The sequence below is a fragment of the Streptomyces sp. NPDC001700 genome (assembly GCF_053596435.1).
Genome location: NZ_JBSFGE010000056.1, coordinates 1 through 14,020 on the forward strand (window position 1 = coordinate 1; position 14,020 = coordinate 14,020).

Sequence of the window (14,020 nt, forward strand, 5' to 3'; positions counted from 1 at the left end):
GGATCCGCGTAGACGGCTACGCTCGCGATCCCGGCATCCCGGCAGGCACGGGCAACACGGACAGCGATCTCGCCACGATTGGCGATGAGCACCTTGCGCACGATGACTCCCTCCTTGAAACAAGCCGAGTTTAGGTACAGGTGACACCACACGCCGAGAAGCCCCCGGGCGTGAGCTTGACCACACGGAGCGTTAACCCTGCCCAGGGCAGACAGCCGATTCCCCCGTCGCTCCACGGTACGCCCGGTTTTCGGCCCCGCGGCGAGATCCGTGGTGTGGGCAGCGTCTCTGCCCCGCCGTGCTGCGGAGCTTCGCGTTTCTTTGTGGGATTCCTACGAACGAGGGGCGGAAACTTTGCCGCAGGGTCCTGCTGGGACCAGGGCCTCGCGCACCTCTTGTGGGGCGGCTTACCCGTTAGTAGCGTTCAGGATGTCGAACCGGAAGAGGTGGGCGGGGTGGCACGCAGACCAGTGGCCGCGGTGGCGGCCATGACGCTGACGCTGGAAGCGGTCGGCATAGCGCTGCTGAACTGGATCCTGGGCCTGGTCGTGGACCGGCAGCAGATGTCCCTGGCGGGCCTGGACACCGACGCGATGTCCGTGGGTACTTGGGTCGCGGGCGGCCTCTTCGGCGGCTATCTGCTGCTGTGCGGCGCGGTCCTGCTCCGCATGGCGCTGCGCGACCGCGCGCCCGGCCGCTTCGGCCGCATCCTCCTCATCACCTGCGCGGTGACGCATGGCGTGGTGGGCGCGCTCTCGGTCGGCCTGGTGGGCTGGCCCGCGTTCGTGGTCATGATGGTGGTGCTGGGGCTGGTGGTGCTCAGCCTGCTGGCGTACGAGCCGGAGGGCACGGGCCGGGGCGGTGCCGCCGGGGCCGAGGGCGGCCAGGACGCCCCCAGCCCGGCCTGAGGCTCCTGAGTCCCCTTCAAGCAGCCCTAAAGCAGCCTTCAGGCGGCTCTCAGGCCCACAGGTCCGTGATGCCCACGCCGATCTCGGCCAGCAGCGTGCGCAGCATCGGCAGCGACAGCCCGATCACATTGCCCGCGTCGCCCTCGATGCCCTCGATGAACGGCGCCGAACGCCCGTCGAGCGTGAACGCGCCCGCCACATGCAGTGGTTCGCCGCTGGCCACGTACGCCGCGACCTCGGCATCGGTCGGCTCGCCGAAGTGGACCGTGGTGGAGGCGGTGGCCGAGGTGCGGCGGCCGCTCGCGGTGTCGATCACGCAGTGCCCGGTGCGCAGGACGCCCGACCGGCCGCGCATCGACTTCCAGCGGGCGGTGGCCTCCTCGGCGTCCGCGGGCTTGCCGAGCGCCTGCCCGTCCAGCTCCAGCACCGAGTCGCAGCCGACGACGATCGCCCCGTCGGCCTCCGTGAGACCGGCCACGGCCGCCGCCTTGGCCTCCGCCAGCACCCGCGCCAGCGCGGCGGGCGTCTCGGCGGTCAGCGCGTCCTCGTCCACTCCGCTGACGATCACCTCCGGCGCGAATCCGGACTGCCGCAGCAGTCCGAGGCGGGCGGGGGAGGCGGAGGCGAGGATCAGGGTGCGCTGGGCAGTCATGGGCCCAGAGTAGGCGCTGCCGAAGCACCGCTCAGGGGTGCAGTGTGAGGAGGCAGGTGGCGATCATGACGGCTATCGCCAGGACGGCCCGGGCGCGGCGGAGCATCGCCTGAGCGCGCCGTAGATCTTCTGGCGGCTCATCGGGCGGCTCGGACCACAGCATGCGACCGATAGTGCGGCCGGACGGTCGCGTGGCGCCTGAGTACGCGTACTCAGGCGCCACGGGGCGGAGGAACTATTTCCGGGTAGTGCCGGTATGTCGGATGTCGGATCAGGCGGGCCAGTACGTCGTACGCCACGCCTTGGGGCCGGGCTGCGGGACGCGGCGGCTCGGGATGGTGCGGGCCGGATCGGCCCACTCCTCCGGTACGCCGTCGCTCTGCGCGGCGGTCGTCGCGGCCGCCGCGCGTGCTTGTACGACCGCCAGTGCGGCTGCCAACTCCTCTGGGGTGGGATTGCCCCGGACGATTCGGATCATTGGAAACAGCCCTTCCTGTCCTGAACCTAGAGCGGGATGTTGCCGTGCTTCTTCGGGGGCAGTTGCTCGCGCTTGTTCCGCAGGGTGCGCAGCCCCCGCACGATGTGGCGGCGGGTCTCGGACGGCATGATGACCGCGTCGACATAGCCGCGCTCGGCCGCCGTGTACGGGTTGAGCAGGGTGTCCTCGTAGTCCGCGATCAGTTCGGAGCGGGTCGCCTCGGGGTCGTCGGCGGCCGCGATCGTACGGCGGTGCAGGATGTTGACCGCGCCCTGGGCGCCCATGACGGCGATCTGCGCGGTGGGCCAGGCCAGGTTGAGGTCGGCACCCAGGTGCTTGGAGCCCATCACGTCGTACGCGCCGCCGAAGGCCTTGCGGGTGATGACGGTGATGAGCGGGACCGTGGCCTCCGCGTACGCGAAGATCAGCTTGGCGCCGCGCCGGATGATGCCGTTGTACTCCTGGTCGGTGCCGGGCAGGAAGCCGGGCACGTCGACGAAGGTCAGCACGGGCACGTTGAACGCGTCGCAGGTGCGGACGAAGCGCGCGGCCTTCTCGGAGGCGCCGATGTCCAGGCAGCCCGCGAACTGCATCGGCTGGTTGGCCACGATGCCCACCGGGTGGCCCTCGACCCGGCCGAACCCGGTGATGATGTTGGGCGCGTAGAGCGCCTGGGTCTCCAGGAACTCGCTGTCGTCCAGGACGTGCTCGATGGCCCGGTGCATGTCGTACGGCTGGTTCGCCGAGTCCGGGATGAGGACGTCCAGCTCCCGGTCCTCGTCCGAGGTCTCCAGGTCGGCCTCGTCGGGGAAGGCGGGCGGCTCGGAGAGGTTGTTGGACGGCAGGTACGACAGCAGCGTCTTGACGTACTCGATGGCGTCCTTCTCGTCGCCGCCCATGTAGTGGGCGACACCGGAGGTGGTGTTGTGGGTGCGGGCGCCGCCCAGCGCCTCGAAGCCGACGTCCTCACCGGTGACCGTCTTGATCACATCCGGTCCGGTGATGAACATGTGTGACGTCTGGTCGACCATGACCGTGAAGTCGGTGATCGCGGGCGAATACACCGCGCCGCCCGCGCACGGCCCGACGATCAGGCTGATCTGCGGGATCACCCCGGAGGCGTGAACGTTTCGGCGGAAGATCTCGGCGAACAGGCCGAGCGCCACCACGCCCTCCTGGATCCGGGCGCCGCCGCCGTCGTTGATCCCGACGATCGGGCAGCCGGTCTTCAGCGCGAAGTCCATCACCTTCACGATTTTCTCTCCGTAGACCTCGCCCAGCGAGCCGCCGAAGATCGTGAAGTCCTGCGAGTAGACGCACACCGGGCGCCCGTCGACCGTGCCGTAGCCGGTCACCACGCCGTCCCCGTAGGGCCGGTTCTTCTCGATGCCGAAATTGGTGGACCGGTGCCGGGCGAACTCGTCCAGCTCCGTGAAGGACCCCTCGTCGAGGAGCAGGTCGATGCGCTCGCGCGCGGTCAGCTTGCCCTTGGCGTGCTGCTTCTCGACCGCCCGCGCGGAGCCCGCGTGTGTCGCTTCTTCGATGCGGCGCTGCAGATCCGCGAGCTTCCCCGCGGTGGTGTGACGATCTGGAATCTCGGGGGCAATCTCCGGCTCGGACATCGGGATGCGGCTCCTGCTCGTCCTTGGGGTGGATTCTGGGACCGTGACGCTGAGGTTCTGGGGGGTTGGTGGGGTTTGCGCTGGCTGGGCTACCGGTCCGTAGCGTATCGGCGCCTCCGCCGGGTGGCACTGCGTCGTTGGCCACACCTCTTGGTCCTAGTCCTAGGCTGGCCCGTATGACGCCATCTGACACCCCCGGGGGCCCAGGAGATCCACGCGGACGCTGGACGGACCTGGAACGGCCGCCGCTCAACGCGACCGCCCTGCGCCGCGCCCTGGTGCGCCCCGGCGGGCTGTGGACCGAGCTGGAGGTGGTGCAGGCGACCGGCTCGACCAACACCGATCTGGTGGCCCGGGCCGGGGCCGGTGCCCCGGAGGGCGTGATCCTCGTCGCCGAGGAGCAGAACGCCGGTCGCGGCCGCCTCGACCGCGCCTGGACCGCCCCGGCCCGGTCCGGACTGTTCTTCTCCATTCTGCTGCGGCCGGGCGCCGCGGGCGTCCCCACGTCCCGCTGGGGCTGGCTGCCGCTGCTCGCCGGGGTGGCGAGCGCGGGCGCGCTGAGCCGGGCGGCGGGCGTGGACACCGCGCTGAAGTGGCCGAACGACCTGCTGGTGACGGTCGGCGGCCAGGAGCGGAAGTTCGGCGGCATCCTCGCCGAACGGGCCGACGACGCCGTGGTGATCGGGGTCGGCCTGAACGTTTCCCTGCGGGCCGATGAACTTCCCGTGCCGACGGCCGGTTCGCTGGCCCTCGCGGACGCGATCTCCACCGACCGGGACCCCATGCTGCGGGCCGTCCTGCGGTCCGTCGAGCAGTGGTACGGGGAGTGGCGCCGCTTCGAGGGCGACCCGGCGGCCTGCGGGCTCCAGGAGGCGTACGCGGCGGGCTGTGCGACCTTGGGACGACGGGTCCGCGCGGAGCTTCCGGGCGGCGGGGCGACCGTCGGCGAGGCGGTCGCGGTCGACGGCGACGGACGGCTGGTGCTGGCCTCGGACGCCGGGGTGCAGGAACCGGTCTCGGCCGGGGACATCGTGCACCTGCGCCCCGCGGCGCCGGGGGAGTGAGGAGGAATGAGCAAGTGGACTGGAGAGTGAGCTAGGGCACACCTGACGTATCGTGGTGGCGGTCCGTCCAGTTCGGGGCGGCCGCGGGCCGAACCGGAAGAAGGAACGTAAGGGCAGTGCGCAGGGATCGGACAGGGGGCGGGCGGTGACCGCCGACGACGCGGGTTCCGGCACGGCCGAGGGACGCGGTGTGCGGGATGCCGCCGCGGAAGCCGCCGGGCAGGAAGCCGCCGCCGGACAGGATGTTGCCGGGCAGGACGCCGCCGTACAGGACCACGCCGTACGGCAGAACGGGGCGCGTGAGGGCGGCCCGGCCGCCGACGCCGCCGCTGCTGAGCCCGCTGAGGACGGCGCCGAGCCCGCCGAGGACGACGCCGACGCCCCCGACCCCATCGCGCTCCGGCTGGAGCAGCTGATCCTCGGCGCCGAGCGGCGCTACACCCCCTTCCAGGCCGCCCGCAGCGCGGGCGTCTCCGTCGAGCTGGCCACCCGCTTCTGGCGCGCGATGGGCTTCGCCGACATAGGGCAGGCCAAGGCGCTCACCGAGGCCGATGTGCTGGCCCTGCGGCGTCTTTCCGGTCTGGTCGAGGCGGGGCTGCTGAGCGAGCCGATGGCGATCCAGGTGGCGCGGTCCACCGGGCAGACCACCGCGCGGCTCGCAGACTGGCAGATCGACTCGTTCCTGGAGGGGCTCACCGAGCCCCAGGAGTCCGGGATGACCCGGACCGAGATCACCTATCCGCTGGTCGAGCTGTTGCTGCCGGAGCTGGAAGAGTTCCTGGTGTACGTCTACCGGCGGCAGCTCGCCGCCGCGACCGGCCGCGTGGTCCAGGCGGCCGACGACGCGGAGATGGTGGACCGGCGGCTCGCGGTCGGCTTCGCTGACCTGGTGTCCTTCACCCGGCTGACCCGGCGGCTGGAGGAAGAGGAGCTGGGCGAGCTGGTCGAGGCGTTCGAGACGACGGCCGCCGACCTGGTGGCCGCGCACGGCGGACGGCTGATCAAGACGCTGGGCGACGAGGTGCTGTACGCGGCCGACGACGCGGGCATCGCCGCCGAGATCGGGCTGCGGCTGATCGAGACCCTGACCCATGACGAGACGATGCCGGAGCTGCGCGTCGGCATCGCCTTCGGCACGGTCACGACGCGCATGGGCGACGTCTTCGGGACGACGGTGAACCTGGCGAGCCGGTTGACCTCCATAGCCCCCAAGAACGCGGTCCTGGTGGACGGCGCGTTCGCGGAGGAGCTGAGCCGCACCGGGGCGGCCCCGGTGTCGGAGGCGGAGGCGGCGGAGGCCGCCGCCAAGGCCGAGAAGGAGGGCGAGGAGCCGCCCTCGTACCGCTTCGCGCTCCAGCCGATGTGGCAGCGGCCGGTGCGTGGGCTGGGCGTCGTGGAGCCGTGGCTGCTGAGCCGCCGCGGTTGAGCGGGATCGCGCGGGGCCCAGCGGCCGGTTGATGAATCTCACCCTTCGCTGAAGTCCGCCCGAGCCGGAAATCCATTCCGCTAGCGTTCGTCGCCATGACCGACGACCTGGCCGGAACGGGCGCTGTTGAGCCCTTGCACACGCCCGAGTTCGCCAAGGACCCGTCCGCCGTCTACCGGCGACTGCGCGAGACGTACGGCCCGCTGGCCCCGGTGGAGCTGGACCCGGGCGTCACCGCGACCCTGTGCGTCGGCTACGACACCGCGCTGGAGATCCTGCGCCGCACCGAGACGTTCTCCAAGGACCCGCGGCGCTGGCGGGCGAAGAACGAGGGCCGGGTCCCCGACACCAGCCACGCCGGACAGCTCATCCGCTACCGGCCGCAGCCCACCTCGGTGGACGGCGAGGAGCACCGGCGGTACCGCGCCGCCATCGACGACTCCACCAGCCGCATCGACCCGGGCGCGCTGCGCGGCTACGTCGAGCGGATCGCCGACTCCCTGATCGACCAGTTCTGCGACGCGGGCGAGGCCGACCTGATCGCCGAGTACTGCGCGCTGCTGCCGCTGCTCGTCCTCGGCGAACTCTTCGGCTGCCCGCGCGAGATCGCGGACCGGCTGTTCACCGGTCTTGCGCACCTCTTCGACGGTACGGACGTGGCGGAAGCCGACCGTACGATCACCGCGGCGCTCCAGGAACTCGTCGCCCTCAAGCGCGCCCGGCCCGCCGCCGACGTCACCTCCTGGCTGATCGCCCACCCCGAACGGCTCGCCGACCACGAACTCGTCGAGCAGCTGATGCTGCTGACCGCCTCCGGCAGCGACCCGGTGATCAACCTGATCGGCAACGCCCTGCGCGTGCTGCTGACCGACGACCGCTTCGCGGGCGGGGTCTCCGGCGGCAGCATGGTCGTCGAGGACGCGTTGGACGAGGTGCTGTGGACGGACCCGCCGCTGGCCAACCTCGCCGTCCACTTCCCCCGCCATGACGTCACCCTGGCCGGGGTGCGGCTGCGCGAGGGCGACCCCGTCGTGATCAGCTTCGCCGCCGCCAACCAGGACGCCCTCCGCTCCTCCGACCGCAACCGCGGCAACCGAGGCCACCTGGCCTTCAGCGCGGGCCCCCACATGTGCCCGGGCCGCAGCTCGGCCCGCCTGATCGCTTCGGTGGCCATGGAGAAGCTCCTGGACCGCCTCCCGGACCTAGCCCTGGCCCTCCCGGAGGACCAACTGCGCTGGCGCCCCGGCATCTACCAACGAGGCCTGACCACCCTCCCGGTGACCTTCCCCCCAACCCCCACCGACCCGCCCCAGCGGGAGGCGCCGGAGGCGGGCCCGCTCCCGGGCGCGACCGTCGGTGCGGGGACGGCTCCCGGTTCGGCTCCGGCCTCGGTTCCGGGCGGCGATTCGGCTGCACGCCCGGCCCCGGGAGGGGGCCTGGGCGCGGGCTCGGCCCCCGGCGCGGCCCCGGTTGCGGGCGGGGCCCCGGCCCCCGGCGCGGGCCCGGCCCCGGTCACGGCCGCGACCCCTGGCCCCGCCCCCGCCCCTGCCCGGGCCCCGGTCGGGAGTTCGGATGCGGCCGCGACCCCTGGCCCTGTGCCGGGTTCGGCTCCAACTGCGGGCGCTCCGGCGCCGAACTTGGGCTGGGCCCCGGGCTCGGGGGTGGGCCCGGCCTCGGGTGCGGCCCCGGGCGCGCCCCAGGCTCCCGGTGCGGCCCCAGGCGCGCCCTTGCCCCCGGCCTCACCCCCAGGCGCCCCCTCGGACCCGGCCGAGGCCCCGGCCCCGGCGCCGGGTACGGGTCCGGGACCGCATCCGGTCCCTTCCTGGGCTTCGGCCCCCGCCGACGAAGCCCCCGAAAGCACCGCCGCCGATCACCCCCGGCCGTCCATGCTGGGCTTCCTGATGCGGTGGCGGCGGCGCCGGTAACGTAGCCCGGGTACGGTTCACGGTCGTTAACCGGGAGGGTGCGAGATGGGTGAGCAGCGGTACGGGGAGTGGGTCGCGGTCCGGCGGGACGGCTTCGTGGCCGAGCTGGTGCTGGACCGGCCGAAGGCCATGAACGCGGTGTCCTCCGAGATGGCCAGGAGCATCGCGGCGGCGTGCGCGGCGCTCGCGGAGGACCGTTCCGTACGGGCCGTCGTGCTGACCTCCACCCACGAGCGGGCCTTCTGCGTCGGCGCGGACCTCAAGGAGCGGAACTCCTTCTCCGACGCCGAGATGATGCGCCACCGTCCGGTCTCCCGCGCCGCCTATACGGCCGTCCTGGAGCTGCCCGTGCCCGCCATCGCCGCCGTGCACGGCTTCGCCCTCGGCGGCGGCTACGAGCTGGCGCTGTCCTGCGATGTGATCGTCGCCGACCGTACGGCCGTGGTGGGGCTGCCCGAGGTGTCCGTAGGCGTCATCCCGGGCGGCGGCGGTACACAGCTGCTGCCGCGTCGGGTCGGCGCCGCCCGCGCCGCGGAGCTGATCTTCTCCGCCCGCCGGGTGCCCGCCGAGAAGGCGCACGCGCTGGGGATGGTGGACGAACTCGTCGCACCGGGTGAGGACCGTACGGCCGCGCTGGAGCTGGCCGGACGTATCGCCGCGAACTCGCCCATCGGGCTGCGCGCCGCCAAGCGGGCGCTGCGGCTCGGGCACGGGCTGGACCTCCCGGCCGGACTGGAGGTCGAGGACGCGGGCTGGCGGACGATCGCCTTCTCCGCCGACCGCGCCGAGGGCGTCGCGGCGTTCAACGAGAAGCGCAAGCCGGACTGGCCCGGCGAGTAAGGCCTCCCCGCCGAAAAGGCTCCCAAAAGCGGATGGTCCTTGACATTCTTACTCTTGAGTGCAGAACGCGCGCGCTCATGGTGAGGAATGCGAGGCCGACGTGACGGACAACGGGGATGACGGGGGACGCGGGGTCGACCGGCGGTTGCGGGCGGTGGTGGGGCTCGCGCAGGCGATGGCGGCGGCGCCCACGCCGCGCGACTCGGTCGGCGCCGCCGCCGAGAGCGCGCGCCGCGCGCTGGACGGCACCTTCGCGGCGGTTTCGGTGTGGGAGCGGGAGCGGGGCCGGTTGCGGGTCCTGGTGAACGTGGGCGAGCTGATGCCGGGGGAGGAGCCGCTGCCGGAGGACGAGTCGTATCCGGTGCACGACTTCCCGGAGATCGCGGAGTTCCTGCACGAGCGGTGGGCGGCGGGTGGCGAGCCGCACGCGTGGGTGGAGACCGCCGAGGGCACCGGGCCCGGCCCGGCCTCGTACTGCCACCAGCGCGTGGCCGCCCTGCGGCGGCGCGGGCGCGGCTCGTGCGTGGTCGCGCCGCTGGTGCTGCACGGGCGGGCGTGGGGCGAGCTGTACGTGGCGCGGGCGGCCGGGAGCCCGGTGTTCGACCGGGGCGACACCGACTTCGCGACCGTCCTGGCCTCGGTGGCGGCGGCCGGGCTCGCCCAGATCGAACGCCTGGAGGAGGCCCGCCGCCTGGCCTTCACCGACCCCCTGACCGGGCTGGGCAACCGCCGGGCGGTGGACATACGGCTGGACGAGGCCCTGGAGACGTACCGCCAGCACGGCACCGTGGTGACCCTGGTGGTGTGCGACCTCAACGGCCTCAAGCGGGTCAACGACACGCTTGGCCACGCGGTGGGAGACCGTCTGCTGGAACGTTTCGGCACGGTGCTCTCCCTCTGCGGCGCGATGCTGCCGGGCGCCCTGGTGGCGCGGCTGGGCGGCGATGAGTTCTGTCTGCTGGGGGTCGGTCCACCGGCGGACGAGGTGGTGCGGGTGGCCGATGAGCTGTGCCGCCGGGCGGCGGAGCTGGAGATGGGCGAGGGCGTCGCGTGCGGGATCGCGTCGACCGGCGACCCGATCGGTCCCGTGGCGTCGGCCCGCCGCCTGTTCCGCCTGGCGGACGCGGCTCAGTACCGCGCGAAGGCGGCGCGCTCCCTCAAGCCGGTGGTCGCGGGCCGCGAGGGCGGCCCGGACGACCCGGTGATCCGCCTGGCCGACACCCCCGTGGACCGCCCCAGAGAACGCCGCCGCTTCCGAGGCCGCCGCCCGTAGCCGCAGCGCTACGCTCGCGTCATGCCTACGTCTCACAGCGTGATGCTTCGGACGCTCGACGGCCTCCACCTGGTGGGCACGCTCGTGCGCCCCGATGCGCCAGGTTCGCGTGGTGTCGTGCTGGTGCACGGTGGGGGTGTGACCCGCGAGGAGGGCGGGTTTTTCACGCGCCTTGCCGAGGGGCTGGCTGAAGGTGGTGTGGCGTCTTTGCGGTTCGACCTGCGCGGCCATGGTGAAAGTGAAGGTCGGCAGGAAGAGCTGACCCTGGCTTCCCTTCTCAATGACATTCGTGCAGCCATCGCCTTTGTTCGCGAAACTGCGGGTGTTCAGGACGTCACGTTGCTGGGTGCCAGCTTCGGTGGTGGCGTCTGTGCGTACTATGCGGCCAAGCGTTCGTCGGATCTTTCACGGCTTGTATTGTTCAATCCGCAGTTGGATTACAAATGGCGCACCATCGATACCCGGTCTTATTGGGTCGATGACTCGATCAGCGAGGAAGCAGCTCAGCGGCTGTCCGAAGACGGGTTCATCCAATTTACGCCGACGCTGAGGCATGGGCGGCCTCTGTTCAATGAGGTTTTCTGGCTGCATCCGCATGAGGTGCTGGGCGAGGTGCGGGCGCCAACGCTCATGGTGCATGGCACTGAAGACACATTCGTGCCCGTTGGATTGTCGCGCGCTGCTGTGCGGAAGTTCGGTGGGGCTTGCGAACTCATCGAGATTGAGGGGGCGCAGCATGGTTTCGCTGCGCATGACGACCCGCAGTACCTGAACCCTCAAAGTCAGGAATGGCAGGCGTTCGTCATCCGTTCCGTGACCGACTGGGTGGCCGCTGGATCAGCTGCGCTTCATCTCCTTGGCCAGGACGGTGTACAGCGGCGAGTCCTCTGATGGCTTCGCATCTCCCACCTTGTCGTACTCCCAGCTCTCGTACAGAGCCTGAACTTTGTGGTGGGTGGAATCAACCAGGAGGGTTACGACATCGGCTTCGACCGATTCGAGCAGTGCGTCATGAATCTGCTTTGCCCGGCCGGTCCCACGCCAATGGGGAACCACCATCAACTCGGACAGCGCGAAGACTGATCCCCTGGTTCCTGTCGGCCGTTGGTGCCCCTTCCACCATCCACCGGGCTTGAGCATGGAACCATACGCGTACCCGACAGGGCCGCCCTCTTCCCAGCCCGATACACACTGCCAGTTCTCGCGTGAGGACCACAGGTCGACAAAGTACGAGAAGCGTTCGCGCGAGTGAAACGGGTTCGGATCGTTCGCGTACGCCTCGTCATGGATATCGAGCAGCAGGGACCTGACATCCCGTGCATCGGCATGTGTGTAGCGCTTCAGATCCATTGACTGGACTCCTCAATCCACTCGACGATTTCGGGACTTCTTGAGCCTGTGGCTACGATCGCCTTTCGCGTCGCGGCCAGAGTGTGAACGGTTCTTCTCGATCCGGAAGAAGGCAGCAGCATTCCATGAGCCTGTCTAGCTGTCGTACTGGCCAGCTCCAGGTCTCCTTGTCTGGCCTGGGCCAGTGACAGGTGGGCCGTATACAGAGCCTTGTTGCGGGCCATGTCGTCAGGGATGGCCGCGAGCGTGCGATGGAGGCAGAACTCCGCGCGTCCGTGATCACTCAGTGCCGACCATATGAACGAGGACAGAGCGTCCACCTCACTGGCGTCGAAGAATTTGATCCACTCGGGCCGTTGCGAGTCGGAGCTACGGGCGTAGGCACACTCCGCGTCCCTGAGGGCTCGAAGAGCTTCTGAGCGACGCCGGAGGCGCGCAAGTCCATTGGCATTCCGAATGTGCCCGAGAGAGGCATACAGCGGATCTCTCCGGGCGATGGAGGAGCGCTTCATCACCTCTGCCCCGGCGACGGCTTCGGCGTGGTTCTCACGCTGGCTGGACGTGAGGGTCAGATGATTCCAGACGTGATACATCGTCTCGCTATCGCGGGACAGGCCAGCGAAGGCCAGAGCCTTGTCGAGATGAGCGCGTGCCCGCTGCGGAGAGCTTGCGTCGATGGCTGCGAAAGCCGCAGAGCTGATGACGTCGGCGGCGAGTCGATGAAGCATGTCTCGCACGCGAGTCGAGGACGAGGACATGGCAAGGGCGGACTGAATCCGGGAAGCCAGTTCAACCGCGAGGTTTTCCACCTTCCGTGATCCCCCTACGGCTTGGTCCTGTCGGAGGATGGCCACGTGATCCTGATGGAATCGTCGGACGTCGTTGACGCCAAGGCGCCCATGGACAGGTGCGTACGGAGCGGCAATGGCCAGGGCTGTACCGCTTGTGACGGTGAGGAGTGCACGTCGGTGCACGGGATGTGCCTCCGGTGGTCCGATGCGCTTCTTGCGAGGTACGAACCCTAGGTCTTCGGCGTTGGCGTCAAGGACCTTCTCCAAGCACACTCTGATTCGGTCCTGCGGCCACTTGGTCTCGCCGCGTAGCCATCGTCGGATGTCGGCATCGGTGACGTTGCCCGGCTTGCTTGTCAGGAGTTCAATCTCAGCATTGATCTGACGCGCTAACTCTGCCTGCGGGAAACTGAATTCGGCGATCCGCGCTGCGAGCTTGCGGTTCTCCTCTGCCATGCCCTCACGGTAACGGCGCGCGGCTCTCCAGGCACGGGCGAAGGTAAAAATCACCTGAGTCATGCCACGGGAGGCAGGGCTCTTTCACCTATCCCTCGTGTCGTTCCCAGTCGTTGACTAGGCATCACCAGGTCCACGGACAACGAAGACAGAAGCCCTTCAGGCAGCACCTGTCCGTGCCTGGAGGCAAAGACCCCCGCAACCGATGTGCGTCGGCTCGGGGGTGTGGACCACCTGATGTGTGAGGCAGACAGCCGTGAGCAAGAGTAGCCACGATCGCCCGAACGTGGGGGCAAGGAATGGCAGGCGCGTCCCGAAGATCTTCGCCCGGCGGAGGTCTGGCGTGCCTGAGCGCGAAGTCTCCGAACACCCCCGCGCCGCCGATCTTGAGCAGCTTCAGCTGGCGTACCTGATGGCACCGGGATGAGTGTCGGACGTGTACGCCCGACCGGTCGTGCGAGATGGCCCGACGGCTGGAAGAGGCACAGCGTACGGCGGTGGCGTCATGACCACGGGCTGTGCGGAATGCGTCCGCCTGGAACGCGAGAAGGAAGCGGCGCGCAAGTCCGGAGACCTGAGCAAGGTCACCGACTGCGTCGTGTTACTGAGTCGGCATCCGGATCACGGCAAGCGGGGCGCTCGCGTCGGAAAGGGAAAGGTATGACGCGCGCTATGGATCATCTGGACCACCGCGAGGTGACGGACTGGGTTCCGGGCACGGCTGGGGAGGACGTGATGACCGTGCACAAGGTGTGTGACGGCCGCCCCGTCTGTGGTGCCACCGGAGAGGTGGCCGAGTGGCGGCGGGCGATCAGCTGCCCCGCCTGCCTCGCCGCCGGATAACCCCCAACCGCCCCTTCCCGAATCGGGGGCAAGCCCCCGCATCCCGGAGCCGGGGCTCCGCGTCCGCCGTTCGTAGGGTGCGGCGCCGCGTTTTGTTCCCCGCCCCGCCCCGCCCCTTCCCGAACCGGGGCTCCGCCCCGGGCCCCGGCGGTGTGCTCTGAGCCCGGAGGGGGCGCGCCTCCGCACGCGCCCCCGGGCTCTGACGGTGGGGAGCAACCCCAAGGCTCCGCCCCTCGCTGCCGGGCGTTGGCTCGGGCGGTGGTCTGTTCCCCACCCCGCCCCTTCCCGAATCCGGGGTGCACAAGGGCGTGCTGCTCGCCCATCATCTGGGGCGGCGGATGGACGCGGGACGGCTGCGGCCGGAGCAGGTCAGCTTCGGCAAGCTGAACAAC

The 14,020-nt window shown here is 70.3% G+C and carries 15 protein-coding genes; 8 read left to right on the forward strand and 7 right to left on the reverse strand.

Annotated elements, in window-relative coordinates; translation table 11 throughout:
- The coding region (locus ACWC5C_RS41605) for a biotin carboxylase N-terminal domain-containing protein (protein WP_158786612.1) at nucleotides 1–101 on the reverse strand (101 nt) is incomplete at its 3' end.
- Between the two features lie 345 nt (nucleotides 102–446).
- Here ACWC5C_RS41605 and ACWC5C_RS41610 point away from each other — a divergent pair.
- Entirely contained in the window at nucleotides 447–908 is a 462-nt protein-coding gene (locus ACWC5C_RS41610; protein WP_450884491.1) for a hypothetical protein, read from the forward strand.
- Between the two features lie 49 nt (nucleotides 909–957).
- Here ACWC5C_RS41610 and ACWC5C_RS41615 read toward each other — a convergent pair whose 3' ends face one another.
- From ACWC5C_RS41615 to ACWC5C_RS41630, 4 genes are all read right to left on the reverse strand, one after another.
- Entirely contained in the window at nucleotides 958–1,560 is a 603-nt protein-coding gene (locus ACWC5C_RS41615; RefSeq protein ID WP_450884493.1) for a Maf family protein, read from the reverse strand.
- Between the two features lie 31 nt (nucleotides 1,561–1,591).
- Nucleotides 1,592–1,723: a morphogenic membrane protein MmpB gene (gene mmpB / locus ACWC5C_RS41620; RefSeq protein ID WP_450884495.1), complete on the reverse strand. Its 132-nt coding sequence runs from the start codon at nucleotides 1,721–1,723 to the stop codon at nucleotides 1,592–1,594.
- A gap of 108 nt (nucleotides 1,724–1,831) precedes the next feature.
- Nucleotides 1,832–2,038: an acyl-CoA carboxylase epsilon subunit gene (locus tag ACWC5C_RS41625; protein WP_450884497.1), complete on the reverse strand. Its 207-nt coding sequence runs from the start codon at nucleotides 2,036–2,038 to the stop codon at nucleotides 1,832–1,834.
- A 26-nt stretch (nucleotides 2,039–2,064) separates the two neighbouring features.
- A complete protein-coding gene (locus ACWC5C_RS41630; RefSeq protein ID WP_385446877.1) occupies nucleotides 2,065–3,660 on the reverse strand; it encodes an acyl-CoA carboxylase subunit beta in 1,596 nt (531 codons plus the stop codon).
- Nucleotides 3,661–3,836: 176 nt separating this feature from the next.
- On the opposite strand from ACWC5C_RS41630, the gene ACWC5C_RS41635 reads away from it, so the two are divergent.
- From ACWC5C_RS41635 to ACWC5C_RS41660, 6 genes are all read left to right on the forward strand, one after another.
- On the forward strand, nucleotides 3,837–4,724 hold the full coding sequence (locus tag ACWC5C_RS41635) for a biotin--[acetyl-CoA-carboxylase] ligase (protein ID WP_450884499.1): 888 nt from the start codon (nucleotides 3,837–3,839) through the stop codon (nucleotides 4,722–4,724).
- A gap of 145 nt (nucleotides 4,725–4,869) precedes the next feature.
- Nucleotides 4,870–6,150 carry an adenylate/guanylate cyclase domain-containing protein gene (locus ACWC5C_RS41640; RefSeq protein ID WP_450884501.1) on the forward strand — a complete coding sequence of 427 codons (1,281 nt, stop codon included), beginning with the start codon at nucleotides 4,870–4,872 and terminating at the stop codon, nucleotides 6,148–6,150.
- 95 nt (nucleotides 6,151–6,245) lie between these two features.
- Nucleotides 6,246–8,075, forward strand: a complete 1,830-nt coding sequence (locus ACWC5C_RS41645; protein WP_450884503.1) for a cytochrome P450 — start codon at nucleotides 6,246–6,248, stop codon at nucleotides 8,073–8,075.
- Nucleotides 8,076–8,120: 45 nt separating this feature from the next.
- A complete protein-coding gene (locus tag ACWC5C_RS41650) occupies nucleotides 8,121–8,915 on the forward strand; it encodes an enoyl-CoA hydratase/isomerase family protein (protein WP_450884505.1) in 795 nt (264 codons plus the stop codon).
- A gap of 175 nt (nucleotides 8,916–9,090) precedes the next feature.
- Nucleotides 9,091–10,188, forward strand: coding sequence for a diguanylate cyclase domain-containing protein (locus ACWC5C_RS41655; protein WP_450884516.1), 1,098 nt, complete (start codon nucleotides 9,091–9,093; stop codon nucleotides 10,186–10,188).
- 21 nt (nucleotides 10,189–10,209) lie between these two features.
- The gene (locus ACWC5C_RS41660) at nucleotides 10,210–11,079 is read left to right on the forward strand and encodes an alpha/beta hydrolase (protein ID WP_450884507.1); all 870 of its coding nucleotides are present in this window, start codon (nucleotides 10,210–10,212) and stop codon (nucleotides 11,077–11,079) included.
- Here ACWC5C_RS41660 and ACWC5C_RS41665 read toward each other — a convergent pair.
- Nucleotides 11,026–11,538 (reverse strand): GNAT family N-acetyltransferase, encoded by a 513-nt coding sequence (locus ACWC5C_RS41665; protein WP_450884509.1) that lies wholly within the window; start codon nucleotides 11,536–11,538, stop codon nucleotides 11,026–11,028. The two genes, ACWC5C_RS41660 and ACWC5C_RS41665, sit on opposite strands and share 54 nt — an antisense overlap.
- Nucleotides 11,529–12,785, reverse strand: a complete 1,257-nt coding sequence (locus tag ACWC5C_RS41670; RefSeq protein WP_450884511.1) for an XRE family transcriptional regulator — start codon at nucleotides 12,783–12,785, stop codon at nucleotides 11,529–11,531. The genes ACWC5C_RS41665 and ACWC5C_RS41670 overlap by 10 nt, the downstream gene beginning before the upstream one ends.
- Before the next feature lie 672 nt (nucleotides 12,786–13,457).
- Between ACWC5C_RS41670 and ACWC5C_RS41675 the strand changes: the two genes are divergently transcribed.
- Nucleotides 13,458–13,628, forward strand: coding sequence for a hypothetical protein (locus tag ACWC5C_RS41675; protein ID WP_450884513.1), 171 nt, complete (start codon nucleotides 13,458–13,460; stop codon nucleotides 13,626–13,628).
- Nucleotides 13,629–14,020: the final 392 nt, after the last annotated feature.

Coding starts and splice junctions, on each gene's coding strand:
- ACWC5C_RS41615 (WP_450884493.1), bottom strand. CDS start 1,560: ATGACTGCCCAGCGCACCCTGATCCTCGCCTCCGCCTCCCCCGCCCGC.
- mmpB (WP_450884495.1), bottom strand. CDS start 1,723: ATGCTGTGGTCCGAGCCGCCCGATGAGCCGCCAGAAGATCTACGGCGC.
- ACWC5C_RS41625 (WP_450884497.1), bottom strand. CDS start 2,038: ATGATCCGAATCGTCCGGGGCAATCCCACCCCAGAGGAGTTGGCAGCC.
- ACWC5C_RS41630 (WP_385446877.1), bottom strand. CDS start 3,660: ATGTCCGAGCCGGAGATTGCCCCCGAGATTCCAGATCGTCACACCACC.
- ACWC5C_RS41635 (WP_450884499.1), top strand. CDS start 3,837: ATGACGCCATCTGACACCCCCGGGGGCCCAGGAGATCCACGCGGACGC.
- ACWC5C_RS41645 (WP_450884503.1), top strand. CDS start 6,246: ATGACCGACGACCTGGCCGGAACGGGCGCTGTTGAGCCCTTGCACACG.
- ACWC5C_RS41650 (WP_450884505.1), top strand. CDS start 8,121: ATGGGTGAGCAGCGGTACGGGGAGTGGGTCGCGGTCCGGCGGGACGGC.
- ACWC5C_RS41655 (WP_450884516.1), top strand. CDS start 9,091: ATGGCGGCGGCGCCCACGCCGCGCGACTCGGTCGGCGCCGCCGCCGAG.
- ACWC5C_RS41660 (WP_450884507.1), top strand. CDS start 10,210: ATGCCTACGTCTCACAGCGTGATGCTTCGGACGCTCGACGGCCTCCAC.
- ACWC5C_RS41665 (WP_450884509.1), bottom strand. CDS start 11,538: ATGGATCTGAAGCGCTACACACATGCCGATGCACGGGATGTCAGGTCC.
- ACWC5C_RS41670 (WP_450884511.1), bottom strand. CDS start 12,785: ATGGCAGAGGAGAACCGCAAGCTCGCAGCGCGGATCGCCGAATTCAGT.
- ACWC5C_RS41675 (WP_450884513.1), top strand. CDS start 13,458: ATGGATCATCTGGACCACCGCGAGGTGACGGACTGGGTTCCGGGCACG.